Raw genomic sequence first — 21,490 nt, forward strand, 5'->3', positions numbered from 1 at the left:
GACCCTGAGATTGGCAAGCTTGTCCTTCTGACGAAACTTGCGCGCAGCCTCAATGCACGCCACAGCGGCAGCGGCGCATCTGTCGACCCCGGTGAAGGGCCACGGGCATTCTCTTACGCTCCTTGCCGCGTGATCAGTTATCTGGCCCTAACGATGAAACCTCCAGACCGGCGTGAGCGCCGGAGCGAGAGAACGATTTTGAGTTGATCATTCACCACTAGAGGTTCTGAATCAAATGCCAGCGGCCATGGCTTGGGCCCCAAGCTCTCGAGGAACCCCGTCAAAAGTTGCTCTAGGGTCTCGTCCGAAACCGCCTGATGGAACAGCACACTGGAGGGCTGTACTGCGGCCTGGAACTGGTCCGCAATCGAATTCATAAGCCGAAGACGTTTAACCCTAGCTTTGAGCTTGGCAAGTTGATCAAAGTCAATTGAATTGTGTATTGAGATCGGCGTAGGGTGGAAGTCTCGTGAGTGCTCTCCATCTTCTAACGTCATTGCTAAAAACGCTACAGGCTCCCAGCCTGCATCAAGTTTATCGATGATTGCAGCATAGGCTTCAAAGGACTTCCGATCCTCAGGAGTAAGCATAATTTTTGGATGGACAGTGAGTTTGCTAACGCAAACCTCAAATGTCCGATTGGATGGTCTAACCTTGAATTGCCAGTTGAAGGGGTGAGCTTTGGATGCCGTACTTACCACCGTAATGGTTTTTTCTCGTCGATCATACTCTTCTCCACTACCAGTAGTGACAAGGATGAACGAATGAGTATTCAACCGCTCTTTCAGAATGGACCCGTCTTTTGGATTGCGCGCACTGAACTGAACCCCAGTAGCCGCATGCCCTACACTGGTCATAGGGGGCTGTGGATCTCGGTGAGTCTCGAATTGAGCATCCCATGAAGCAATAACGTTGCGCCACAACTGGTCGTTACCGTCCGAATACCTAAGCTTTTCGGTGATGATTTCACGAACAGCTTGAGTTAATCGTGGTATATGCGCAACTTCGAACGGCGCTGTCGGCAGACCTAGTTCAGAATAGGACAATGCTATCTCGATCCGAAGATAGAGAGCTTTTACCTTTGACTTAATGCTTTCCTTATGTAAATCCAGGTCCGGCAGGTGAGCACGAACGATTTCATCTACCCTCTGAGGCCCTACCCTCACTGTCAGGTATCCAAAATCTGTCGACTCTATCGTTAATGCGTGCGCAAAGACTCGAACACGCTTCATATCCAACAGCCGCTCGGGGGGATACTCGAATTGATACTGATCCACTTGAACCGAGTGAGTCGGGCACAACCACACTCCATTAGTTTCTGCTGCCTTTTCTTTATCAGACAACTCTAGGCCAGGCCTCGGCCCATTTGGTGATGCGGCATAGATGTGAGCTGCAACACCAACGCCCTTCAACTCGGTTGTACCGTCTTCCAGCACGACAGGCCCTGTGGAGGGATACAAGCATCCTGGATACGAGCACATGTGTCCAGCTGAACCAGCAAGGATTGCACGTGTTTTCTTGGAAAAGTTAACTCGGCGTGATACTGACATGCTTTATTAGCTCGCATCTAGATCGTCATTGGGGCAAATTGACCAGTTGCTTAACTCGGATCTGGCCGGAATAGAACCTATCAGAAAAGCCTAAGTTTGGTCCAGTACAGATATTCCTAAGCCTTAAGCATTGGCTCTAGACTGATCACTTGCGGCCTTAAATAGTCCTCTCATTTTAACCACTAGTGTTCACTAACTGCTGACCTACCAAGACTAATGACCTAGTTGGTTAGACTAATGATTCACCTAGCGGCCGGTAACTATCCAGCCAATCAGCGCTCCGCCCGCCGCTTTGAGAACTTAGCCAGAGGTGTGACCTTCAGACAGGAACGCTTGGCCCTTTGGCGCCACTTGCGGGCAGCCACAACGGACGCCACAGCGGCAACGATGCACCACTCGATCCCGGTAATAGGCGGGCCGTCGACGCTCATCCCCACGCGTTCCAAGGCCCACCGGGCGACGGTAAACACTGCCGACAAACTCAGGATGAACCCGATCACGTTAACCAAACCTCTGTACACCAGGCGAACGAGTCCTGGGAGCGTATACCGCGTGAAGTAGCGCGGTTTCTCGACATCCCCCAACCAGTTCTGCTGGCCAAATTTTGGCCTCAAAGTCTGCTTTTCCGGCATGCGCATTAGCTCTCGATTAACCACTCAGGATAGGGTTAGCCTACCCAGCACCCTTCGTACATAAGCTCCAATTCGCCCCCCTACCCGGTATGTCTGAACTGCTGTCGTTTGCGGCGCGAGCGTGCTGGTGCGCGACTCTCACAGAAGTAGAGCCAGCTCAGGGCCGCGCGCTTGGCGGGCGGTGAGTGCAGTGATAGCTTTGCGCCCCTTTAACCACAAGGATGGAAGTAATGCGTTCACTCTTTGCCGCCACCGCGATTGCCACTATGCTCGGTGGCTGTGCTGCGCCACCGACTGTAGGAGAGGCGACGCCAGCCCCAAGCGAGCGAGTGCTGGCCTACCAGACTGAAGACCATGGCAAGGACGCGCGTGTCACTGTACTCAGGGAAAGCGCGTTCGCAGCTGGCCAGTGCTACTTTGGTGTCTATGTCGACGGCGTCCTTTCTGCGAGGCTGGACAACAACGAGAAGGCCAACTTTTTCCTCAAGCCGGGTAGACACTTGATAGGCGTTGGGTCCGACCCACAAGGCGGGGGCAATTGCTCGGGGAATAGCGGGTATAGGCGAGAAGTGGCGACTTGGGTTCAAGTCGGTGAGAAGCAAACCTTCCGCATAGCCTTCCAACCCATGCTTGATATACGTCCGTCTTCCTACTGAAGTTAGCAAGCGATGTAGATCGTTCACATGTTGGCGGAGCGCCCCGCCTCCTTGCTGTCACCGGCGCGGCTTGCAAATTCCAGGCTTACGCGAGAATCGATTCATAGCCGCTGGTGCGGCCGCCGGACGATAGCCCGCCGCCACCAGCGACCCACCCCTCGCGTAGGATGTCCTGGTATGAACCACTTCAAGCAGCTGGCCTTGCCCACCACCCTTTCCGACCTGCTCAAAGCGCGCCAGGTAGCGCTGCGGCTGATTGAAGATGCCCACCGCAGCCTGCAGATGGCTGAGGACCTGCTGAGCCAGCACGGCCGTTACCTAAAGCCCTACGGCGCACAGCTGAAGGAGGATCTGGGGAAGGTCCGCTGTGAACTGGACAGCAAGATGTGGCGCCGGGCCATGGACCTGACGGGTTTCAAACAGCTCATGGATACACAGGAAGTCGGCACGTTCGAACGGAGCCTGGAGCACTCGCCCCCCGAGTTCACCGAAGACAATATCCGCGCGACGTTCATCGACCTGCAGCTGCGCTCGACCGATATGTTTCGCCGTGGGGTATTCAACGTTTTCCGCTGGCTCTCCAAGGCCTATCGGACCAACGAGGCCGAGCCTTTCCGGATCGGCGAAAAGGTCATCATGAAGTCGATGGTGCGACCCAATCTCACTGGCGGTCTCTATATCCAGTACGGCATGAACGACACGGCATCCGACCAGCTCAATGACATCGATCGGGTCATGAAGACTCTGGACCAACAGCCCTTCCAGCCAAGGTCACTGGAGTCAGCGATGAATGCTGCTTTCGCGAATCTGGAGGTGTTTGAGGACAGCTACTACCGGGCCAAGGCATTCAAGAACAGCAACCTCCACCTAGAGTTCAAGCGTCCCGACTTGCTCGACAAGGTCAACGAGCAAATCGCCGAACACTACGCGTATGGCGCCCTGCCAGATGCCAGACACGCAGCTTGACCGCCATGGGTGATCCCAGGTGGAAATGCGCTGGCCAGCTCCGGCGCAGTAACGCCTACCCGTGTACACATGCTTGCCAGCTTGACCACCCAGTGCCTCGTCCGGCGCCCAGCCGGCCACCCTTCAGAGAGGAAGACCACGATGCCACTCCCATTCCGCCGTAAACCGGGGCTTGGCCACTACAAAGCATCACGGTCCGAGTGGTACCACGCCTATCGTGCAGCTCGGGTGACCATCGGCCGGGGGCTGAGCCCAGACCACACGCTGGAGGGTGTGCAATGGAAAGCGCAATTGATCGTTGCCTATGAGCGGGATGGACAGGGTGACCTGCTGCGGGATGACGCCCCCACCAGGCTCAGTCTCTCGCGACTGCTCGACGAGATGCTTGCAGACGAGCGAGGTGCCCAGGGTTGATAGGGCCCTGGCAGCGCTCATCCCCGTTCTAAAGCGCTGCAGGACGCCTGCAAACCGGTTTCGGCGAAAGGTATACTAGCCTCCCCCTCTGAGCGAAGCCCGCATGACCCCATTTCCTAAGCATAGTGGCCTAGTGCGCGCTAGCCGTTACGTCGCTGCAATTGCTGCCGGGCTTTACCGCCCCGAACGCGGCTATTTGCCGACGCCCTCCGCGCCAACCGCCACGGTCACCTTTGTTCGATTCGACGGGGAGATTTATGCCCTCACCGCCAAGCATGTGGTGATCGAGTTGAATAAGTGGATGGAGAAAAGCTGCCCTCTCAGTGGGCAATATTTTTGTCCGGTAAATCAGGGCGTCATCCTCCATGGTCCCTTCATCTCACCTCCCGCCTTGTTTCCGCAGCGCGATCCCGATGTGGCCTTGCTGAAGGTGACCGAGAAGCATTTGAGCCGTTTGGGCAAAGAGGCCTTCGAGATCCTTCCAGAAACCAAGGAAACCAAGATGCCCTGGCCACCTACGCATGGCAGGGCATACGGTTTTCCTACCGTGGACAAAAATGCTGTCATCGACGCCCTCGGTGAACGCCTTGCCATGCCAAGCGTCGAGGTGGTTGCTGAGTGCATCAGCACTGGTAGCGACAGCGACCAGATTCAATTCCACAGCGAACTGTCTGAACCCGTTGAACGCGGCAGTTTGAGCGGCCTGAGTGGAGGCGCTGTGTTCTGGAGCACGGATGAGCAATACGGCCTGGCCGGCATTGTGAAGGAAGCGTTTGATGTGAATCCTAAGGAAGGTGAAGAGAGTTTTTACACATCTCCAAAGGTCAATTTCGTTTGCCAGCGCATCGACTACCCGACCATGGCCCGTTGGGTCGATCACTACAACCTGCACTGGCAATCCGAGCGCAACAAGCTGAACCACAAGGCTCGAGAACAGAACGAGAGGGAGATTCAGGCACGTCTTGACCATGGCCGCCCGGTCCTCGGCAATGATGGGGTGCTGGAAGGAGATTGATTGCCATCCGGCGGATGCTTCACGGTGGCCGCCACGTCCAATTGAGCCGATCAAAGCCGGCCCTGCGCAGGCTTGATCACCCATTTACCTCAAGATCAGTTGACATGTTCGCACCCAAGAACCCAATCGCTCAGCAAGCGCTCGCCAATGCCCGGACTCCGCAGCAACCACGACCTACGTACAGCTCGAGAACCGCAGACAAGTATGTGATCCGCTCCTCCAGGGCGTTGATCGATGCGGTGACCTCACTGGGCAAGGTTCACGGCCGCAGCGCCAACTCAGAGGTTGTGGCGGCCGTGATGGAATCCCTCGCCGGCCGCCAGCGCACCATTGCCACGCGGAACATCCTCGTTGCTCGCCTTGGGCAGCCACTGGCCGACCAAGTGCTCGCCAATGTGAAAAGGGTTGGCATCGAGCCAGTCAAACAGCCCCGGTTTGGCAACCAGGTCGTCATCAGGTTGCCTGACGGTGTCCGCATGTCGATCGCCGAGGCAGTGGCCCGGTCGAATCGGGAAACCGGCCGCTTCCCCAGCATGCTGGCGTATGTGAATGCGGCAATCGTCTTCTGGATCAACATCCAGCGTGAGTGCGATGCGCTGTTGAGTGCCTGCATGGCGATGGATGAGTCTTTGAGCCTGTTGTCGGGCCTCGACGCCAGGGATCTGGAATTGATCCCTGACGTGCCAGACTGACCGATGAGTGACCGTGATCATCAACGGTACCCCAGTACCCCGCAATCCCCGTCAAGGAAACTTGAAGTACTCCGGGTAGACAGTGTTCAGATAACCCTTGCACCGGCCTGTGATGAACGCATGAGCCTCTTCAAGGCTCATGGCAGTTTCAGTGTTCTGACGGTCGCTCAGGGCCTTCAGACCGTGGCGCGCGTCGTAGCCCACGAGCGAGAAGTTGTTGGCGTTGTTGGTGAATCTGCCTCTTTCAGCCTTTGCTCCAGGGATCTCCTTCCCCTTCAGCTTTGCATGGGTTTCCATCGTCTCGAGCAGCTTGTAATAGTTGGACCAGCTTGCCTCGAACCCGAGGTACTTAAGCATCATGTAGATGTCCTCGTTTTCGGTGGCTAGGACCAACAATCCCAGTCGTGGTGACATCTGCAGGGCCTTGCCCAGCTGCTCCTCCCACCTGTGTTGGTGCATGCGAGGCCGGCCCAACAGCGCGATGACCCGTGCTTGCTGCCTGCGACGCACAGGCTTATCGAGAAAGTAAATCTCCCGAACAGTCTGCCTCCTCGCCTTGAAGGAAAACAGCTCGCTGGCGCCGTTGAAGATGTTCACCAGCTCATAGGCCAATTGCCAGATCACCTCCGGGTCCCGCTGACCATTGAAGTACAGCGAGTTGAAGCTGTAGTCATTGCTTGGGCAGTCATTCTGGTGGTCGATCCCACCCCAGATTCTGAAGTAGTCGGGTGAGCCACCGCGCCCAGTCATGCCGTAGAGGTCCTGGCCGTCGCCGGCTAACTCAACCTCCCAGTCTTCTTGCTTGAAATTCGCTTCGTAACCAGCCTTGGCATCGGCAAAGGCATCACTGGTAGCATCCAACTGGGGAAGCGGCGTCCCGTGCACTGCTGACTCTTGGCCAAGAAGAAACATCGCCGCAGCCGCGTCCGTTGCATCACGCACAGTCATTCGCACACCGTCACGAACTACGAAATCTTCTTGGCGATCGGTCGCCGCGGGAGGTTTATCAATCATTCAGTCACCAGTCTATTCCGCAGGATGCGCGGCATCTGCCATCGAATCAGGTCAGGGCCGGGTGCCGCAGGTGAAATTCCTGCTTGGCCGGCCGATTTAGCTATACATGATGGCATCTCTGGGGGGGCCTACGCGACGCTTTCCCCTCCCAAAGAATGGCTGGCGGGCCCACCGATCTAAACCTCGGATCTTTCGTCGCGGAAGACGATCAACATCATATTCAGGGCCTACGGGGCGAATTCGTCATGGCCGGCACAAAAACTCCGATCCCACCCCGGATCAAGCCGCAACTGGTGAGCCTGGTGACTAAGCCACCGGCTGGTGGTGCCTGGCGATACGAAATTAAACTAGACGGCTGGCGATTCCTGGCGCGGATCGATGGTCCGGTGGTGCAGCTGTTCACCAAGAACGGCCACGATTGGACAAGGAAGCTCCCACGCCTCGCCCGAAACCTGGCCAGGCTGGCAGTGCATTCGGCGTGGTTGGACGGCGAAATTGTGTTTCAGCATGAGGATGGCCGCCCCGTTTTCCACGCCCTCAGACCTGCCTTCGATTCCGGCCAGACCGACCCTTTGGTGTACGTTGCCTTCGACCTTCTCTACCTCAATGGCTATGACCTCCGAAGCGAGCCAGTGGAGCTAAGGCGTCATGCCCTGTGCGCACTGCTGGAGCACTGCCCGCTGGACCAGGTCCGCTTCTCTGAAACGCTCGATGCCGATCCGGTGCAGCTGCTGCACAGTGCCTGCCGTATGGAGCTGGAAGGCCTGGTCGGAAAGCGCGATGGCAGTATCTATACCGGCGAGCGTGACGGAGCATGGATCAAGCTGAAATGTCGCAACCGGCAGGAGGTCGTGATCGCTGGCTACACAAGGACAACATCAGGAATTGGCTCGTTGCTGCTTGGAATACATGATGATGCAGGCGGGCTGGTGTACGCCGGCCGAGTGCGTTCAGGCCTGGACAGATTCAGCCTGCAGACATTGCGGGCGACCCTTCCAGCGCTCGCGCGTCCGCGTCCGGCCTTGGTCGACCCGCCTGAACTGGGCAAAAGCGTCGTGTGGGTCGAGCCGCGCCAGGTCTGTGAAGTGGAGTTTGCTGAGCTCAGCCCTGCGGGCAAGCTCCGACATCCGGTATTCAAGGGCCTGCGAGACGACAAGCCCGCGGCGGATATCAGCCTTGAGAGCGACACGGATCTGCTATGAGCAGGCCGGGAGGACCTTGTGTATGAGGTGGCCATTGAGGCGGAGGCCTGCGTGCTGCAATGCGAAATCACTGACGTGGTGATCGAGGCTGCGCATCCCGCGATCTGGACCAGCGACTGGGATGCCCAGGGGTATTGTGAACTTGAGTTCCGCGTCGTTTCAGGCGTCGTCTATGACGAACAGGGCCAGGCCTCTGAGCTGGGTCTTAACGGCTGCTCGGCATTGGCCGATCGCTACGCAGAATACATCGAGGAGCAGCTCCTACGGCAGTATCACGACATACATGGGGACCTTCCCTGAGAGACAGCTGATAATCCCAGGCAGCGCATCTGATTCCCATGGCAATTGGCAGGCATTGACGTAGGTTTAGCCCCAATGACGACCCGGATTAGAAGTTGCAAACAGCTAAAGTGGGGGAAAATGCCAGCATTCGCTGTGTAGCTCATGGCACGCTCATCCATGGCTGTGTATAGCCTTGCGGTTCCGGCGAGCGGTGAGACGCTGACCCCACAACGAATACTCAGGATACCCCATGGCCAAGCGCTTAACGCCCGATGAACTGTACGCCCGCTTCTTGGCTTTGAAAGAAGCGGCCGACCACCTACGATTGCTTGAGTGGACTGATAGCAAGACCGAGCGTGAACAGGGCCAACAGGTAGCCGACCTATTGATGCGCCAAGCGTATGACCACCTAGAGCGTGCTCAGGCTGCTTCCGCAAACTGAACGAGGTAAAATAGGCCCTTGATGAATCTCAATGCATTTGCAACTGATCCCATCTTTGAGAAGACGAGCAACGAAATTTTCGCTGTCTTGGCAAATACGCATTCCTTTGACTTAAAGGCGCTCACTCCAAGCGAAGCTCAGCGGCTACTGAATTTTGTTCAGATCGCAGATATGGGGCGTTACCCCGAGTTTTCAGGTTGGCCCGAGAAGGTACTTCTAACCGCGCGGCTTACTTGCGAACAGAAGCTTCACGCCCTGATCGGGCAATCGTCGACGTAGCCAGGAATTTTCATTGCTGCACCACAAGCTCAGCCCCTAAGAAGACGGGGTTGAGGGCATAAAGGGGCCAATTTCAGCTTCGATCTTCCGGCCAACAAGCCCGCTTAGCACGGAAATTTGTCATGGATACAAAACATCCTACTCAGGTCGCTGCGGACCGCTGGAATGCACAGGCTGACGAACTTACTCAATGGGACGTCCTTGGCCAGGTTGAAAATGATGAACTCATTTCGGCCTCTGACCCATTGCAGCCTCTGTTAGCGGAAGCGATGCGGCGAATGCTGCTTGAAGAGTACGGCCCTATAACTTGGGTAATTGGCCAAGAGTGGGTCGTCCACCATGGCGCTGGTAGCTGGTCAATTGGCCCGGACGAGCCGGCAACGAAAGACCAGGTGCGCGACCTCTTGATTCGCTCAGCTGGAATCTTCGAACTGCAAGACTACTGATCAGATAAAATCGCAGCCCCACTACCTCCGAGCTTTGCCGCAGCCATAATGGGCAATGCATCAACGTCCAGCAATCGACGGAATTACCGACATCATGGACCAACAGAATAAGCTCCAGCGATTGAACGCGGCCCTGCAAGGGCTGTGGGATGATCTAAAAATCATCCCGCGCTACCTCGAACGTGTGGAGCCCATCGACCCGCGAGACGACGAAATCCACTTCACGTTCTCGTTTGAAGAGGAAGACTTTGCTGACCAGTTGATTCGCGCTGCCCGGCGCACTCTGGCCAGTTTCGGGCCCGAGTATTGGCTGCCTGACCACCATCCTCACGCGGCGCAGCTCCGTCAGGCCGAACACATGCAGTTCAAAGTCCGCAAGAGCTTGATCGTGAGCCACCTCTACTGGGGAGTATCCTTTATCCTCTGCACCCCGGAGGAAGGCTATTCGCTTACTGAAGACACCCAGCCTTAAATACGAGGAATTCGCTCAGCTGCTGCATCGAAGCCCCGGCCTAAGAAACCGGGGCCGAGCCCGTAGAAGGCGGGCGATTTCCGCGCCCGCGAGAATGCAGGTTCGAATTGATGATAACCACCCCAGGAATGACTGTGACCCTTGACGCCAAGGCGGCCGAAGCCCTGTCCCGATACCGCGAGGCCCTTTCGGCTTTTCAAGCAGTGGGTCATGGTACTGACGAAGGTGCTGATCTGTACCTGTCAGCAGAACGAGCCGCCGAGGACTTTGGTAGACAGATTGCTGTCCTGGCGGCAAAGGAGGACAAGGCCAAGCTTGATGAACTGGCAGCGTGTTCGCCCGACGATCATCCCGGCGGCAGTGCCGATTACTGGCGGCAAATGGACGAACTGGGCAAAGATCACATGCTCAGCCAAAAGCTCAATCTGATCGATCGTGACTAGCACGAAGCAGAACATCAACCGATGTTCAACATGCTAGACGAGATTGGCGAGCGCCGGCAGTAGGTGGCTCTTGCAAACCGAATGCCGTTCGCTTTCTCATCCTCGAGAGCTTCTGCGACCACCAGGCCCGAGTCCTCGGAGGGCAACGCACGTAGGAAAGGATTATGACCAAACCACAACCTTTGCAGCACAGCAGCTTCGTACTGCTCTACGTGGTGGGCGCATTCACCGCGATGTTGCTCGCTTATGCGTGGAATGAGGCGTTAACCACTGACCAGATGAAGGATTACTTCCTCGCAGCATTCGTGACCTTGATAACTGTAGCTGCACCACTACAAGCAATCGGAGTTGCCTTGTCCGTTGCGCTGAACAAGAAAGGGCGAGTTTCTCGTTTTAATGCGCTGCGAGCTCTTGCAAGAAAATAGGGAGAGGATTGCCCGCCTATGAGCAGCACCCCACAAGGCGTTGAAGTGCGTTACCTGCAGGCATATCTGCAGCAGTCGGCGCACATTTTGATCAACACACCGTCGATGCCGTTAATCGCTACCGCGCTGCCCGCGCGGAACACCTGAGACAAGGGCACGGCGAATCAATGAGCAGTGCTGAACTGTTTGTCACCTACCAGTGGGCCGCCTTTGACCTGGCCACCGCGCTGGATGCATTGCTGGAGAAGCACGGGTGATGCTCCCCATGCCCTTGGGATCTGACGGCTCCCAAGAGCTTCAGATAGGCCTGTCGCGCCTCTGAGCGAAAACGTCAGGCGGTTGTCAGCCCGAAGGATTCCCCAAGGCGATCGATGATCGTTGCCATATTGGTTTTGAGGTTGAGCTGCTTGAAATCGACGTCTTCAGCCGGCAACAGTTCAAGGAAGAGTTTCATGTCGGCCATGATGCTTTCCGGCAGCTCAGTGACCACGCCATCCAGCAAACCAGTCAGCGCCAGGACGTCGTTTCGATGCTTTCGGATGTGCTTGCTTTCGACCTGCTCCCCGTTCTTCTTTCGCTCAGACAGGTCAAGCCATGCTTTGACCTTGAACGGGATCAGGCGGTCAGCGCCGATGTACGACAACTCACCATTCTCCAAGCGGCCGGTTAAAAGCAGGCGGTAGTAAGCATCATCGAGGAGTATCGCCGACAAGCTGGAGACCGTTTCGTCCGTAGGGATCGGGATCAGTGTTGCGTTCTCTTCGTGGTCTAGACCGTCCGGCGCCCGCGAGAAAAGTTCGATCTGGGCCGGATAGGCCTCATCCGTGGGCTTATCGAAGCGATAGAAACAGGGTTTTTCGCCGCCTTTCAGCCTGATCTGGTAACCACCCGCGTCTATGAACGACCAGAAATGCGCGACGAATCCGGCATCCAGCGCTTCGACCACCAAAACGATGTCCAGGTCTTTAGTCGCCCTGAAGCTATCGCCCGCATCCTCCATTGCCAGAGCGGAGGCCACGCCACCGATCAGTACGTAGCGATCACGGAAATCGCGGAAGTGGTGGCCGAACAGTTCTAGGCCTCTCACGCTAGCCATGTAACCTTCTCCTTGAGTTCATCCAACGCAATCTGAATGCGTTCGTCGGGGTTGTCTTCCAAGCTCAGAAGCAACGAAGCTTCGTCGGCGATATGGTGTCTTTCGTAGAGTGACGGATACGCCCAGATCTCAACGCACTCTTCAATGGTGTCCACCGACTCGGCAATCTTGAACGCTTGAAGCGCCAGCATGTCGGTGAACACTTTTTTCGTCATCCCCCACACCGCTTGCTTCGGCTCCGCAAGCATCGTGTATTGGGCGAGAGCAGTTTCTCCTGCCAGGAAGACACCGGGTGCCGACCGGATAGCATTGCGAGTAATGCCAATTTTCTTTCTGACGGGCGACCGCAGGTATTGCTTGGCCTTGCTGAACACTTCTGCAGGTGATGCGTTGAAGGCGTAGGTACTCCACTGCAGCTCGCTTTTCGCAGGGGCAATCAACGATAGCGATGTCAGCTGATCGACTGCCCTAGATAAGGTCATTCGGCTGTAGTTGAGGTCGCCCATCAGAGCGTTTGTGGTGAATAGCGTGTCTTCGGTGTTACCACCATAGAGGCAAGAAAGCAGCATTGCCTGAGCGGCTGGTAGGAGGGCCGCGACCTCACCCTGTTCTCGTCGCTGACGAAAGTTCTCTCTCAGGTCCAGCGCCAACTCCGGGATGAACATCTGGAAGCCAGGTTGGATAAAGTTGACCTGATGCGTGATCAGACTCCGACGGTCCTGGGTCGTCAGGGACCTGCAAACGTAGGTGATGATCCGATTGGAAGCTTTACGCACCAGGTCGACGTGCTTTTGCAGCTTTACGATGCCTGGATAATCTTTCTCATCCCGAGGGACCAACAGGACCAAGGCGACAACCGCGTTGCTCGCCAGCGGAATGGTCAACTCGAACATTTTGTAGCTGTCACGGATGTTGAAAGACACCTTGAATCCCACCGGTTCAAGGTGCGCTGACACACCGAGGACAGCCTCGATGTAGGTCTTCGCGTCGTCCTGTAGATTCGACATATCCCCGGCACCTTGTAACTCTGTTTTTTTCACTGTAACTCACCGTAGGTTACACGTCAAAAAAGTATGTTACAGCCTAGGAAATACTGGGGTCTCAGATGGGTTACGACATTATCCAGAAAAATTGGGAAGCCACATTGCCTTGCACTTCCGAAGGCTCGTGAGACTGTCATCTCACAGCGTAAAGAACCCTCGCAATGTGCTCAACACGAGCAAGGCTCTCAAGCCCAAACCGACAGGAGACTTCCCCATGATTCTCACCAACGAACGCCGCAAAGATGCAGAGGACGTGGGCGTACTGCTTCACGCCATCTTCAGCCACGCGGAGGCCAATGCCGAACATCTCGACCGCACCCTCGTGGCCGTGGGGTACGCCACACTGCTGAAGCTGGCCGAGAGCGCAGCGGAACAAGTCGCTTTTCTGCATGACGACTCGGTCGAGGAGTGGGATGGTGCCATCTGGTACGAGCGTTTGGCCGATGTAGGCAGCGACAGCCTCGCCGCCGGGCTGTTTGCCTCAGACCATCCGGATGTGCGCGCAGTTGTAGTGAAATGGCTGCTTTCCTTCGGTCCCGTAGAGTTCTCCCATGCCGGCAAACGCTGGTCGTTCGATGCTGATGAGCTGGCGGAGTGGGAAGGAGAAGAGGAAGGCTTCCATTTCCGTGCCTACCACGAGCTTGCCGAACCGACCATTGAAGCTGTGTCCCGTTTCATCGACCGGCTGTAACATACCACCGCCCCAGCCCGCGTGGGCTTCACGGAATTTCAGAGCCATGTCCAACCTGCCTCACATCAAGAAGCCCTGCCGAGACTGCCCGTTTCGCAAGGACTCTTTGCGGGGTTGGTTGGGCAAGGATCGGATCATCGAAATTCTCGCGGCCGACTCGTTCGTCTGCCACAAGAAGACGGACATGCAGTGCGCTGGGCACATGCTCATCAATGGCCAAGAAAACGCATTTGTGCGAACGGCTGAGCGACTTCGCATCCCGCTAGACCTTTCCGGCGGCGAGCAGGTCTTCGAGAGCAAAGTCGCCTGCATCGAGCACCATTCTCGCGAGAAGTAACCGGCCCACGTCTGAATGGTCACCCCGTGTACCAGAAGGCGTACGGTTGCTGGCAGCGATCGACTTTGACTTCCTCTCTGAACACGCTGCCCTCGCCTGGCTATTCGCCCCGATGACGGTATCCATTTGCCCCTTGCGCTTTCGCGCAATGGAGGAAGATTCCTGGAAGTCGACATTCGAACGGCTTAGGGATGGTCTGAAGTAGCCATGTGCTTCTGGCCGGCTTCGACCATCGCTGATTTTGAAAGTGGCGAGTCGACCCAAAACGCTCAGATCACTGACTCATTCCTGTCTTTTTAGCCGCAGCGAGCACCTCGCGGCGGCTATTCCCCACATTACAGGCGCACCTCTCCTGCATTGCTCAGTAAATGTCGACGGGCCATCCACAGATTCGACAGGGCAAACAGCGTCAGCAGCTGTGCCGTGTTCTTGGCCAGGCCACGGAAGCGCGTCTTCACATAACCAAACTGGCGCTTGATCACCCGGAACGGGTGCTCGACCTTCGCCCTTACCTGCGCTTTGGCTTTTTCGATCTTGCGCTTGGCTTTGTACAGGACGCTGCGCTTGCCCAGTTTCTGGTAGGTGCTACGCCGGGCGGCAATTTGCCAGATGACCTGACGACCTTCATGCTCGGGGCGTTTCTCCACTCCGGTATAACCGGCATCGGCACAGACCACGTTTTCGTCGCCGTGCAGCAGCTTATCGACCTGCGTGACATCGGCCACATTGGCCGCCGTGCCCACCACACTATGCACCAGGCCCGACTCGTCATCCACACCGATATGGGCCTTCATGCCGAAGTACCATTGATTGCCTTTCTTGGCCTGGTGCATTTCCGGGTCGCGCTTGCCGTCCTGGTTCTTGGTCGAACTCGGCGCATGAATCAGCGTGGCATCGACGATGGTGCCCTGGCGCAGCGACAGGCCGCGATCTCCCAGGTAGCCATTGATCACGCCCAAAATCCCTGCCGCCAGCTCGTGCTTTTCCAGCAGGCGACGGAAGTTGAGGATGGTGGTTTCGTCGGGAATGCGCTCCAGGCTCAGCCCAGCAAACTGGCGCAGAATGGTCGTTTCGTAGAGCGCTTCCTCCATTGCCGGATCGCTGTAGCCGAACCAGTTCTGCATCAGATGTATGCGCAGCATCGCCATAAACGGATAGGCCGGACGACCGCCTTCACCCTTCGGGTAGTGCGGCTCGATCAGGGTAATCAAACCCTTCCACGGCACCACCTGATCCATCTCGATAAGGAACAATTCCTTGCGGGTCTGCTTGCGCTTGCCGGCGTACTCGGCATCGGCGAAGGTCATCTGCTTCATCAGGCGTCTCGGCGGGTGAGATCAGGCATTCTGCCAAATCTGGAAGTCCTCTTCAGAGTTTCCTTAGCAATCACCAATAGAGATCGAGGCTGGCAGCGGGCGCCCCCCAGGCAGAAACCGCTACTGACGTCCATCGCATGCGGAATAACCAGGTCCGGGCATTTTCGTGGGCGTACTCAGGCCCCCACCGGTGTAGCGGCCGCTATGATCATGCGCCAATGCATTGGCCTGATAGCTGGGTTACGCCAAACTAGGTCGCGCCCCTCCTCGACCTCCATGAACAAAAGTTATCCGACTGGAGCACAGCTAAACTGACGACGCGACACCATACATCACGCTCGGTGTCTGCTAATCCGTTCCTGCCCGCCCTTGGCATATCGCGGGTGTGTCACGTGACCGAACTGTAAACTCGGCGCGCCAGCCAATGTCAGCCCCTAGAAAACCTGCCCATCAAAAAATCTGCACCGCGTCTGTGCGATACTTCCCTTGGGTAACGTTCAAGCGCACGTTAAATTATATTACCGAGCAGCCGCCACGGAGCCGCTCGCTGAGCCCCTGGATGCATGTCGTCGATCAGCGTGTTTTCTCAATCACCCAATAATCGGCAGTGTCGACGTTGATGTAGTTGCCCCGCTCAATACGCAGGACCACGCGTACTTTGCCGTCTGCCACGAGGCGCTCGACGTGGGGGATAAAAGATGCATGCATGGCGGGGCGATCCTCGGAAAATCCTGGTCTCTCGATAGCATAACCATGCCGGTGGTCTTTGCGCGCCCTTAGCAGCGCTTAATGCACGCTTTACTTCTAGTGCGGTACTTGGAGTTTCCAGTCTGCCGTAGAGTCATCCGGCCACACTCTCTATTGCGTGCGGGCCAGCACACGATTTCGCTGATTCAGAGCGGAACCCGCTGAGTAACGATCAGACAACAATAACTGGGAGATTCTTATGTCGTTTCTATTCCCCGATACCGTGACCTTTCGTGGGGTATGCCGCCCTTCGCGCATCGAAGCCGAGACCACCGATCTCGAAATCGAGGGTGAAATCCCCGCCAGTATCCGCGGCAGCTTCTACCGTACCGGCCCGGATCCCAAATTCCCCCCCATGCGCGGCGACGACCTGTTCATCCACGGCGACGGCATGGCTTCACGCCTGCACATCGAGAATGGGCGGGCCAGTTACCAGTGCCGCTACGTGCGCACACCACGTTTTCTTGCGGAACAGGCCGCGGGCCGTTCTATTTTCGGTGACTACCGCAATCCCTACACCGACGATCCGGCTGCGGCCGGTATCGAGCGTGGCACCGGCAACACCAACATGATCATGCATGCGGGCCATCTGCTGGCGCTCAAGGAAGACTCGCGCATGTACGAACTGGACCCGCACAGCCTGGAAACCCTCGGTCCCTGGACAGCCGGTGGGGCGCTGAAAAGCCCGCATATCTCGGCCCATCCCAAGCTCGATCCGTTCTCTGGCGAACTGCTGACCTTCGGCTTCCAGGCCAAGGGCATCGCTAGCCGCGACATCGCCTTCTATGTGATCGACAAGCACGGCAAGATGACCAGGGAGCTGTGGTTCGAAGCACCCTGGGCCGGTTTCCTGCACGACTTCGTCGTCACGGAAAACCATGTGGTATTCCCGCTCTTCCCCACCACCACCGTCCTGGAAAAAGTCGAGGCCGGATTGCCCTATTACTGGTGGGACAACAGCAAGCCGACCCTGCTCGGCGTACTGCCGCGCAACGGCGAGGCCAGCGATATCCGCTGGGTCGAAGGGCCGCCGCGCTTCGGCTTCCATTTTTTCAACGCCTACGAGGAAGGTCGCCGCCTGCACATCCTCGGCTGCCCCAACGATCCGAGTCAGCCAGCCGCCTTCCCGCTGCTCGATGCCGAACCGAACGAGGAGATCGAGGCCCACTGGGGCCAGCGCATGGAGGATCCGGAAGCCGCCGCGACGGGGCCGTTGACGATGCTGACCGACTGGATCATCGACCTCGACGACCTCGATAAACCCTTCGAGGAAGTGGTGCTGCGCGACGACCTGTTCATCGAAGCGCCGCGGGTGGACGAACGCTACGCCACCCGCAAGGCCCGCATCGGCTGGGCGCTGAGCCGCGACCGGCGCAAGCCGACGCTGGGCGCCGAATGGATCATCGTCGACTACAACTGCATCGACCGCTACGACTTCGAAACCGGCCAGGTCAGCACGCTGTGCGTCGGCCCGGACGCGGCCCCTGCCGAGCCGGTGTTCATCCCGCGGGCGACGGATTCGCCGGAGGGCGATGGCTACCTGCTGCTGCACCTGATCAAGGACAAGGGCCCCGGTTCGGAATTCATCCTGCTCGATGCGAGCAAGCTGGAGGACGGCCCGATCGCCCGCATCCGCGTGCCGTTCCACCTGCGCCCGGCCATCCATGGCAACTGGGTGGACAACGTCTGACGGGGTGCGCAAAAGGCCGGCGTCTCGTTCATCCCGGCTGCAGCGGTGGTTTTGACCGCAGCTCCAGCCGAGATGCGAAAGGCCGCGGTGACTGCAGGCAACCTGCGGCGCACCGCGGTTGCCGACTCAAGAGACGGACGTTGCTTGAGGCAATCCGGCCTGAGCGAACTGCCACGCGGTGCCATCCCGTTGCCGAGGGGGCTTCATGGGCTGCGGGATGATTTCGGCGTTCCTGACTTCCACGTCGGCGCCCCAGCGGATCCTTCGGAATCACCGCTCCGGCGAAAGCCCGAGGAAGGTACCCAGATTGATGCCGAAGACCAGCCGGAACACGATTCCGTCATCGGCCCTCGATGCACTGGTGTTGTACTGATTATCCGGGTTGATCGCATAGGTGATCATCGGCTCGATGAAGGCGCCGCGAGGAAGCGAAGCCAGGTACCTCAGCTTGACCGCATAGGTGTCCCTGGATGCCGAGGCATCGGCTCCCCCCAAGGCCACCCGCGCGGCTCTCTGGGCCTGCAGATGGCGCTCGCCTACCCTGGCGTAATCCAATGAGACACTGGCGATGTCGTGGCGCCGGCCGAACGGGCCCAAGTATGACGCCCCTGCTTCGGCGAAATAGTCGAAGGGCTGATTGGGCTCCGGATTGGCGCTCAAGGTCCCGTACAACGTCAGCGATTCCGGATAGGGATCCTGCGATTTCCCACCATCCGCGCGCCATACGGCCTTGCGAAAGTTGAACATCATGCCCTCCGCACTGTCGCCGTCGACCAGCCCGGAACGCGGATCGACTTGGTCGTTGTTATTGATATAACCGGTCAACCAATAGTGGGCGGGATAGGCGGCCTGCTCGAAGGTTTCCTTGTAGCCCAGTTCGACGCTGATGTTCTCACCGCTGGAGTTGCTGAAGCTCCAGTTGAAGCCATGCCCTTGCGTGGCGTACTGGGTGAAATCGGACTGAAAGTAACCAGCCTTCATATACAGACTGTCGGTGAAATTGAAACGAGTGAAAGCGGACCAGCTTCCATAAGGGGGCGGCAGGGTTCCGCTGGAGTTTTTCCAGACCACATCGTGGCAGGCCGTGATGATCGTGCATTCCTCATGACCGTCGTAATTGAAATAGGTGGCCGCGCTGAAGCGCCCGAGTATGACCTGCAAACGGTCATCCATAAAATGCTGTTCGTAGGAAAACTGCGAGAGATAGCCGCTGGAAACATCGTTGGAAATATCCGCCGCCAGGAAACTCCCTGTCGCATTGAAAATGTTCTCGCGGTCATCGCCCAGATTTTGCCTCCAGGGAAAGGCGATATATTCGAGATTGAACTTGGCACCCGATATCCCGGCGATCTTCTCAAGATCGAAGTCCGCGCCGACCAGCAGGTTGTTGGACAGGCCGTATTCGTGCTTGCGCGGCCCAGTCGTCGGATTCGTAAGCAACTGCGACCAATAGACGAGACGAGGGCTGATGCCATGGCTACGGAGCGTGTCGCCAGCCTCTTCGAATATTGGGAAACTCGGGCTCGTCTGTCTTTGCGGCTCTTCTGGTGTGAATGCCTGAGTGGCACTGGAGATAGCCATCAGGAAAGCGAAGCGGATGATCGCCATTGGCCTGGCGCGCTCGCCTAGGCGGGGTAAGGCATTGCACAAAGCAAGGAGATGATGGACTGGCATAACTTTTTTATCCTTATTATTTTTAGAATTAGAAACTCTGCAACTGATCCCCTTATATTGCGCAAAGGGAGATTCAGGTAGCCTCAAACCCCGTCGCCGGCGACGGACGTCCGCAATGCACCCGCGGTCCTGCTCACGCTGACGAAACGCTCGGTTTCCGCTGCTGGATGGGCCTGTCTCGCCTGAAGCGAGGCAGTGAATCCTTGTCGAGCTTTTCGTCTTCGATGCTTCGCAGAAGCCCATTAGCAACCGGTTATGCCCCAACAGCGGCAGTTCTCCTCCTAGTTGTGGTCGGCCAATAGGAACCGGGGCAAAGAGCGACATGCTGCAAGACGCGCTCAACGGTATTGAATCGGCCGCCCGGCCACTAACACCTTTTTGGTTAAGGGGCAGACCAAAAAGGTTGGCGGGACGGATCGACCGGCCCGGCCGACCGCTATCCGCTGCCCCACGCCGCTGGAAGTCATTCTTCGTAGCCAGGGCGCGGTGCGAAACCCGGTACCGCTCCAACCGGCATGCAGACCGCCGATTGACGGATGTGCCCGCTCGGTCAGAGGCAGACTCCAGCGCCGACGGGAAGCCGGATACGGCCCATTAGGTCTGCCCCTTGACCCAAAAGGTCTTGGCGAGTCGAAAAAAGCATCAGTATCTTCGGACTTCCACAGTGTCTGCTATAGCGCGCTCCTGTTCGATCAGGAGCGCGCAAGACAACAACAATAATTCTCGTGCAGAGGTGATCCGCGTGCAGCGAAAATTCGACCCCAGTATCCTGCCCTTGCTGATCGGCTACCCGATCGGCTTCGCCAATACCGTCCTGCTGCCCATCTGGCTGGGTCCGATGGCGGAGCGCTTCGGCCTCTCCGTGATGCAGGGCGGCATGATCGGTTCGGCCGAACTCAGTTGCGCGGTTCTGGCCACGCTGCTGATGGCCGCCTGGCGGCATAACGGCACGACTCGGCTGCCGCTGGTGCTGGCCGTGCTGGTTTGCCTGTGTGCCAACATCCTGGCGGCCAGCACCGCCTCTATGAACCTCTTCGTACTCGCACGCGTCCTGGTCGGGCTGGGTTCCGGCCTGATCCTGTCCGACATCACCAGGCGCTCCGCCATGCGAGACAATGCACAGCGGATCTTCGCCATGCAGCAGTTCGCCGTGGTGGTCCTGGCCGGGATCTTCTTCATCACCACGCCCAGGCTGATGCCCATCCTCGGTCAAGGCGCCGCCTTCGCCTACATGGCCGTCACCTGCCTGCTCATGCTGCTTGCCTGCACCCTGCTGAAACCGGGTGATGAACGTGCCGCCTCCGCCATGCACCCGGTGGGACGCATCGGGTTGCCGACCAAGAGCCTGCATCCCGGCATTATCGCGATCTATGCCTGCATCCTGCTGCTGGTCGGGACCGAAGCCGCGATGTGGGCCTATCTGCCCCGCGGAGGGGAAAACGCCGGGCTGTCCCTGACTTCGATCGGCAACATACTGTCGCTCGGGGCGCTCGGCAGCCTGATCGTATCGGCGGCTGGCGCACAGATCGGCCTGCGCTTTGGTCGCTTCATTCCGTTGACGATCGGCGTGGGGCTCATGGCGGTTTCCCGTTCAGGCTTCGGCTCGGCCAGCCTCGCCTGGTTCACCTTCTGCGCACTGGCGCTGCCGCTCACCATCATCTTCGTCATTCCCTACCTGTACAGCTTGCTCAACGAGCTGGATCGCAGCGGCAGGGCCGTCTCGGCAGGGCCGGCCTTCATCGTGGTCGGCAATGCCATCGCTCCGGTAGCGGGCGCCTGGATGATCGGGCTGGGCGGAATAGAAATGCTGCGTTGGGTAGGTGTCGGTGGCGCGCTGCTGAGTTTCCTGCTGCTCGTTTGCATCATGAGTCTGAGCCGCAAGAGCAGGTTCGCGGCACAGACGAACAGCATCTGAAGCGCGGCTCGAACCGCCGAGATTGAACGGAGCACCAAAGACTTCTAGCAT

The 21,490-nt window shown here is 57.7% G+C and carries 24 protein-coding genes; 16 read left to right on the forward strand and 8 right to left on the reverse strand.

The window, feature by feature from the left end; genetic code table 11:
• Positions 1–137 precede the first annotated feature (137 nt).
• A complete protein-coding gene (locus E6B08_RS17645) occupies positions 138–1,436 on the reverse strand; it encodes a hypothetical protein (protein WP_136915232.1) in 1,299 nt (432 codons plus the stop codon).
• A gap of 386 nt (positions 1,437–1,822) precedes the next feature.
• Entirely contained in the window at positions 1,823–2,188 is a 366-nt protein-coding gene (locus E6B08_RS17650) for a hypothetical protein (protein ID WP_136915233.1), read from the reverse strand.
• A gap of 827 nt (positions 2,189–3,015) precedes the next feature.
• On the opposite strand from E6B08_RS17650, the gene E6B08_RS17655 reads away from it, so the two are divergent.
• The 4 genes from E6B08_RS17655 (at position 3,016) to E6B08_RS17670 (ending at position 5,925) form a co-directional block, all read left to right on the forward strand.
• Entirely contained in the window at positions 3,016–3,804 is a 789-nt protein-coding gene (locus tag E6B08_RS17655) for a DUF4942 domain-containing protein (RefSeq protein WP_192938550.1), read from the forward strand.
• Between the two features lie 141 nt (positions 3,805–3,945).
• On the forward strand, positions 3,946–4,218 hold the full coding sequence (locus E6B08_RS17660; RefSeq protein ID WP_136915235.1) for a hypothetical protein: 273 nt from the start codon (positions 3,946–3,948) through the stop codon (positions 4,216–4,218).
• A gap of 103 nt (positions 4,219–4,321) precedes the next feature.
• On the forward strand, positions 4,322–5,233 hold the full coding sequence (locus E6B08_RS17665; protein WP_136915236.1) for a hypothetical protein: 912 nt from the start codon (positions 4,322–4,324) through the stop codon (positions 5,231–5,233).
• A 104-nt stretch (positions 5,234–5,337) separates the two neighbouring features.
• Positions 5,338–5,925 carry an Arc family DNA-binding protein gene (locus E6B08_RS17670; protein WP_192938551.1) on the forward strand — a complete coding sequence of 196 codons (588 nt, stop codon included), beginning with the start codon at positions 5,338–5,340 and terminating at the stop codon, positions 5,923–5,925.
• A 51-nt stretch (positions 5,926–5,976) separates the two neighbouring features.
• Here E6B08_RS17670 and E6B08_RS17675 read toward each other — a convergent pair whose 3' ends face one another.
• On the reverse strand, positions 5,977–6,939 hold the full coding sequence (locus E6B08_RS17675) for a hypothetical protein (protein WP_136915238.1): 963 nt from the start codon (positions 6,937–6,939) through the stop codon (positions 5,977–5,979).
• Between the two features lie 245 nt (positions 6,940–7,184).
• On the opposite strand from E6B08_RS17675, the gene ligD reads away from it, so the two are divergent.
• From ligD to E6B08_RS31335, 8 genes are all read left to right on the forward strand, one after another.
• Positions 7,185–8,141 carry a non-homologous end-joining DNA ligase gene (ligD, locus tag E6B08_RS17680; RefSeq protein ID WP_192938552.1) on the forward strand — a complete coding sequence of 319 codons (957 nt, stop codon included), beginning with the start codon at positions 7,185–7,187 and terminating at the stop codon, positions 8,139–8,141.
• An 18-nt stretch (positions 8,142–8,159) separates the two neighbouring features.
• Positions 8,160–8,441, forward strand: coding sequence for a hypothetical protein (locus E6B08_RS17685; protein ID WP_136915240.1), 282 nt, complete (start codon positions 8,160–8,162; stop codon positions 8,439–8,441).
• A gap of 232 nt (positions 8,442–8,673) precedes the next feature.
• A complete protein-coding gene (locus E6B08_RS17690) occupies positions 8,674–8,865 on the forward strand; it encodes a hypothetical protein (protein ID WP_136915241.1) in 192 nt (63 codons plus the stop codon).
• Between the two features lie 401 nt (positions 8,866–9,266).
• Complete coding sequence (locus E6B08_RS17695) at positions 9,267–9,590, forward strand: hypothetical protein (protein WP_136915242.1); 324 nt, start codon at positions 9,267–9,269, stop codon at positions 9,588–9,590.
• A 94-nt stretch (positions 9,591–9,684) separates the two neighbouring features.
• Positions 9,685–10,062: a hypothetical protein gene (locus E6B08_RS17700; RefSeq protein ID WP_136915243.1), complete on the forward strand. Its 378-nt coding sequence runs from the start codon at positions 9,685–9,687 to the stop codon at positions 10,060–10,062.
• 134 nt (positions 10,063–10,196) lie between these two features.
• Entirely contained in the window at positions 10,197–10,505 is a 309-nt protein-coding gene (locus tag E6B08_RS17705) for a hypothetical protein (RefSeq protein WP_136915244.1), read from the forward strand.
• A 164-nt stretch (positions 10,506–10,669) separates the two neighbouring features.
• Positions 10,670–10,930, forward strand: a complete 261-nt coding sequence (locus tag E6B08_RS17710; protein WP_136915245.1) for a hypothetical protein — start codon at positions 10,670–10,672, stop codon at positions 10,928–10,930.
• Positions 10,931–10,948: 18 nt separating this feature from the next.
• Positions 10,949–11,077: a hypothetical protein gene (locus E6B08_RS31335; protein ID WP_265411715.1), complete on the forward strand. Its 129-nt coding sequence runs from the start codon at positions 10,949–10,951 to the stop codon at positions 11,075–11,077.
• Between the two features lie 184 nt (positions 11,078–11,261).
• On the opposite strand, the gene E6B08_RS17720 is transcribed toward E6B08_RS31335, so the two are convergent.
• Together E6B08_RS17720 and E6B08_RS17725 are read right to left on the reverse strand one after the other, a co-directional pair.
• Positions 11,262–12,026: a hypothetical protein gene (locus E6B08_RS17720; RefSeq protein ID WP_136915247.1), complete on the reverse strand. Its 765-nt coding sequence runs from the start codon at positions 12,024–12,026 to the stop codon at positions 11,262–11,264.
• Positions 12,014–13,033 carry a hypothetical protein gene (locus tag E6B08_RS17725; protein WP_004575533.1) on the reverse strand — a complete coding sequence of 340 codons (1,020 nt, stop codon included), beginning with the start codon at positions 13,031–13,033 and terminating at the stop codon, positions 12,014–12,016. The genes E6B08_RS17720 and E6B08_RS17725 overlap by 13 nt, the downstream gene beginning before the upstream one ends.
• 250 nt (positions 13,034–13,283) lie before the next feature.
• Between E6B08_RS17725 and E6B08_RS17730 the strand changes: the two genes are divergently transcribed.
• Complete coding sequence (locus E6B08_RS17730; protein ID WP_004575532.1) at positions 13,284–13,760, forward strand: hypothetical protein; 477 nt, start codon at positions 13,284–13,286, stop codon at positions 13,758–13,760.
• 46 nt (positions 13,761–13,806) lie between these two features.
• Positions 13,807–14,097, forward strand: coding sequence for a DUF6283 family protein (locus E6B08_RS17735; protein WP_136915248.1), 291 nt, complete (start codon positions 13,807–13,809; stop codon positions 14,095–14,097).
• A 335-nt stretch (positions 14,098–14,432) separates the two neighbouring features.
• On the opposite strand, the gene E6B08_RS17740 is transcribed toward E6B08_RS17735, so the two are convergent.
• Both E6B08_RS17740 and E6B08_RS31340 read right to left on the reverse strand, forming a co-directional pair.
• Positions 14,433–15,413 carry an IS5 family transposase gene (locus tag E6B08_RS17740; RefSeq protein WP_136912775.1) on the reverse strand — a complete coding sequence of 327 codons (981 nt, stop codon included), beginning with the start codon at positions 15,411–15,413 and terminating at the stop codon, positions 14,433–14,435.
• A gap of 573 nt (positions 15,414–15,986) precedes the next feature.
• A complete protein-coding gene (locus E6B08_RS31340) occupies positions 15,987–16,121 on the reverse strand; it encodes a hypothetical protein (protein WP_265411716.1) in 135 nt (44 codons plus the stop codon).
• Positions 16,122–16,359: 238 nt separating this feature from the next.
• On the opposite strand from E6B08_RS31340, the gene E6B08_RS17745 reads away from it, so the two are divergent.
• Positions 16,360–17,850 carry a carotenoid oxygenase family protein gene (locus E6B08_RS17745; protein WP_136915249.1) on the forward strand — a complete coding sequence of 497 codons (1,491 nt, stop codon included), beginning with the start codon at positions 16,360–16,362 and terminating at the stop codon, positions 17,848–17,850.
• A 270-nt stretch (positions 17,851–18,120) separates the two neighbouring features.
• On the opposite strand, the gene E6B08_RS17750 is transcribed toward E6B08_RS17745, so the two are convergent.
• Positions 18,121–19,458, reverse strand: a complete 1,338-nt coding sequence (locus E6B08_RS17750) for a carbohydrate porin (RefSeq protein ID WP_192938553.1) — start codon at positions 19,456–19,458, stop codon at positions 18,121–18,123.
• 808 nt (positions 19,459–20,266) lie between these two features.
• On the opposite strand from E6B08_RS17750, the gene E6B08_RS17755 reads away from it, so the two are divergent.
• The gene (locus tag E6B08_RS17755; protein WP_136915251.1) at positions 20,267–21,439 is read left to right on the forward strand and encodes an MFS transporter; all 1,173 of its coding nucleotides are present in this window, start codon (positions 20,267–20,269) and stop codon (positions 21,437–21,439) included.
• Positions 21,440–21,490 lie beyond the last annotated feature (51 nt).

Origin of the sequence: Pseudomonas putida, from assembly GCF_005080685.1 — a bacterium.
GTDB classification, from domain to species: domain Bacteria; phylum Pseudomonadota; class Gammaproteobacteria; order Pseudomonadales; family Pseudomonadaceae; genus Aquipseudomonas; species Aquipseudomonas putida_V.

What these genes read in the sequence shown, in the direction of transcription:
- E6B08_RS17650 (WP_136915233.1), bottom strand. Translation starts at nt 2,188, where the DNA reads ATGCGCATGCCGGAAAAGCAGACTTTGAGGCCAAAATTTGGCCAGCAG.
- E6B08_RS17655 (WP_192938550.1), top strand. Translation starts at nt 3,016, where the DNA reads ATGAACCACTTCAAGCAGCTGGCCTTGCCCACCACCCTTTCCGACCTG.
- E6B08_RS17660 (WP_136915235.1), top strand. Translation starts at nt 3,946, where the DNA reads ATGCCACTCCCATTCCGCCGTAAACCGGGGCTTGGCCACTACAAAGCA.
- E6B08_RS17665 (WP_136915236.1), top strand. Translation starts at nt 4,322, where the DNA reads ATGACCCCATTTCCTAAGCATAGTGGCCTAGTGCGCGCTAGCCGTTAC.
- E6B08_RS17670 (WP_192938551.1), top strand. Translation starts at nt 5,338, where the DNA reads ATGTTCGCACCCAAGAACCCAATCGCTCAGCAAGCGCTCGCCAATGCC.
- E6B08_RS17675 (WP_136915238.1), bottom strand. Translation starts at nt 6,939, where the DNA reads ATGATTGATAAACCTCCCGCGGCGACCGATCGCCAAGAAGATTTCGTA.
- ligD (WP_192938552.1), top strand. Translation starts at nt 7,185, where the DNA reads ATGGCCGGCACAAAAACTCCGATCCCACCCCGGATCAAGCCGCAACTG.
- E6B08_RS17690 (WP_136915241.1), top strand. Translation starts at nt 8,674, where the DNA reads ATGGCCAAGCGCTTAACGCCCGATGAACTGTACGCCCGCTTCTTGGCT.
- E6B08_RS17695 (WP_136915242.1), top strand. Translation starts at nt 9,267, where the DNA reads ATGGATACAAAACATCCTACTCAGGTCGCTGCGGACCGCTGGAATGCA.
- E6B08_RS17700 (WP_136915243.1), top strand. Translation starts at nt 9,685, where the DNA reads ATGGACCAACAGAATAAGCTCCAGCGATTGAACGCGGCCCTGCAAGGG.
- E6B08_RS17710 (WP_136915245.1), top strand. Translation starts at nt 10,670, where the DNA reads ATGACCAAACCACAACCTTTGCAGCACAGCAGCTTCGTACTGCTCTAC.
- E6B08_RS31335 (WP_265411715.1), top strand. Translation starts at nt 10,949, where the DNA reads ATGAGCAGCACCCCACAAGGCGTTGAAGTGCGTTACCTGCAGGCATAT.
- E6B08_RS17720 (WP_136915247.1), bottom strand. Translation starts at nt 12,026, where the DNA reads ATGGCTAGCGTGAGAGGCCTAGAACTGTTCGGCCACCACTTCCGCGAT.
- E6B08_RS17725 (WP_004575533.1), bottom strand. Translation starts at nt 13,033, where the DNA reads ATGTCGAATCTACAGGACGACGCGAAGACCTACATCGAGGCTGTCCTC.
- E6B08_RS17730 (WP_004575532.1), top strand. Translation starts at nt 13,284, where the DNA reads ATGATTCTCACCAACGAACGCCGCAAAGATGCAGAGGACGTGGGCGTA.
- E6B08_RS17735 (WP_136915248.1), top strand. Translation starts at nt 13,807, where the DNA reads ATGTCCAACCTGCCTCACATCAAGAAGCCCTGCCGAGACTGCCCGTTT.
- E6B08_RS17740 (WP_136912775.1), bottom strand. Translation starts at nt 15,413, where the DNA reads ATGAAGCAGATGACCTTCGCCGATGCCGAGTACGCCGGCAAGCGCAAG.
- E6B08_RS31340 (WP_265411716.1), bottom strand. Translation starts at nt 16,121, where the DNA reads ATGCATGCATCTTTTATCCCCCACGTCGAGCGCCTCGTGGCAGACGGC.
- E6B08_RS17745 (WP_136915249.1), top strand. Translation starts at nt 16,360, where the DNA reads ATGTCGTTTCTATTCCCCGATACCGTGACCTTTCGTGGGGTATGCCGC.
- E6B08_RS17750 (WP_192938553.1), bottom strand. Translation starts at nt 19,458, where the DNA reads ATGGCGATCATCCGCTTCGCTTTCCTGATGGCTATCTCCAGTGCCACT.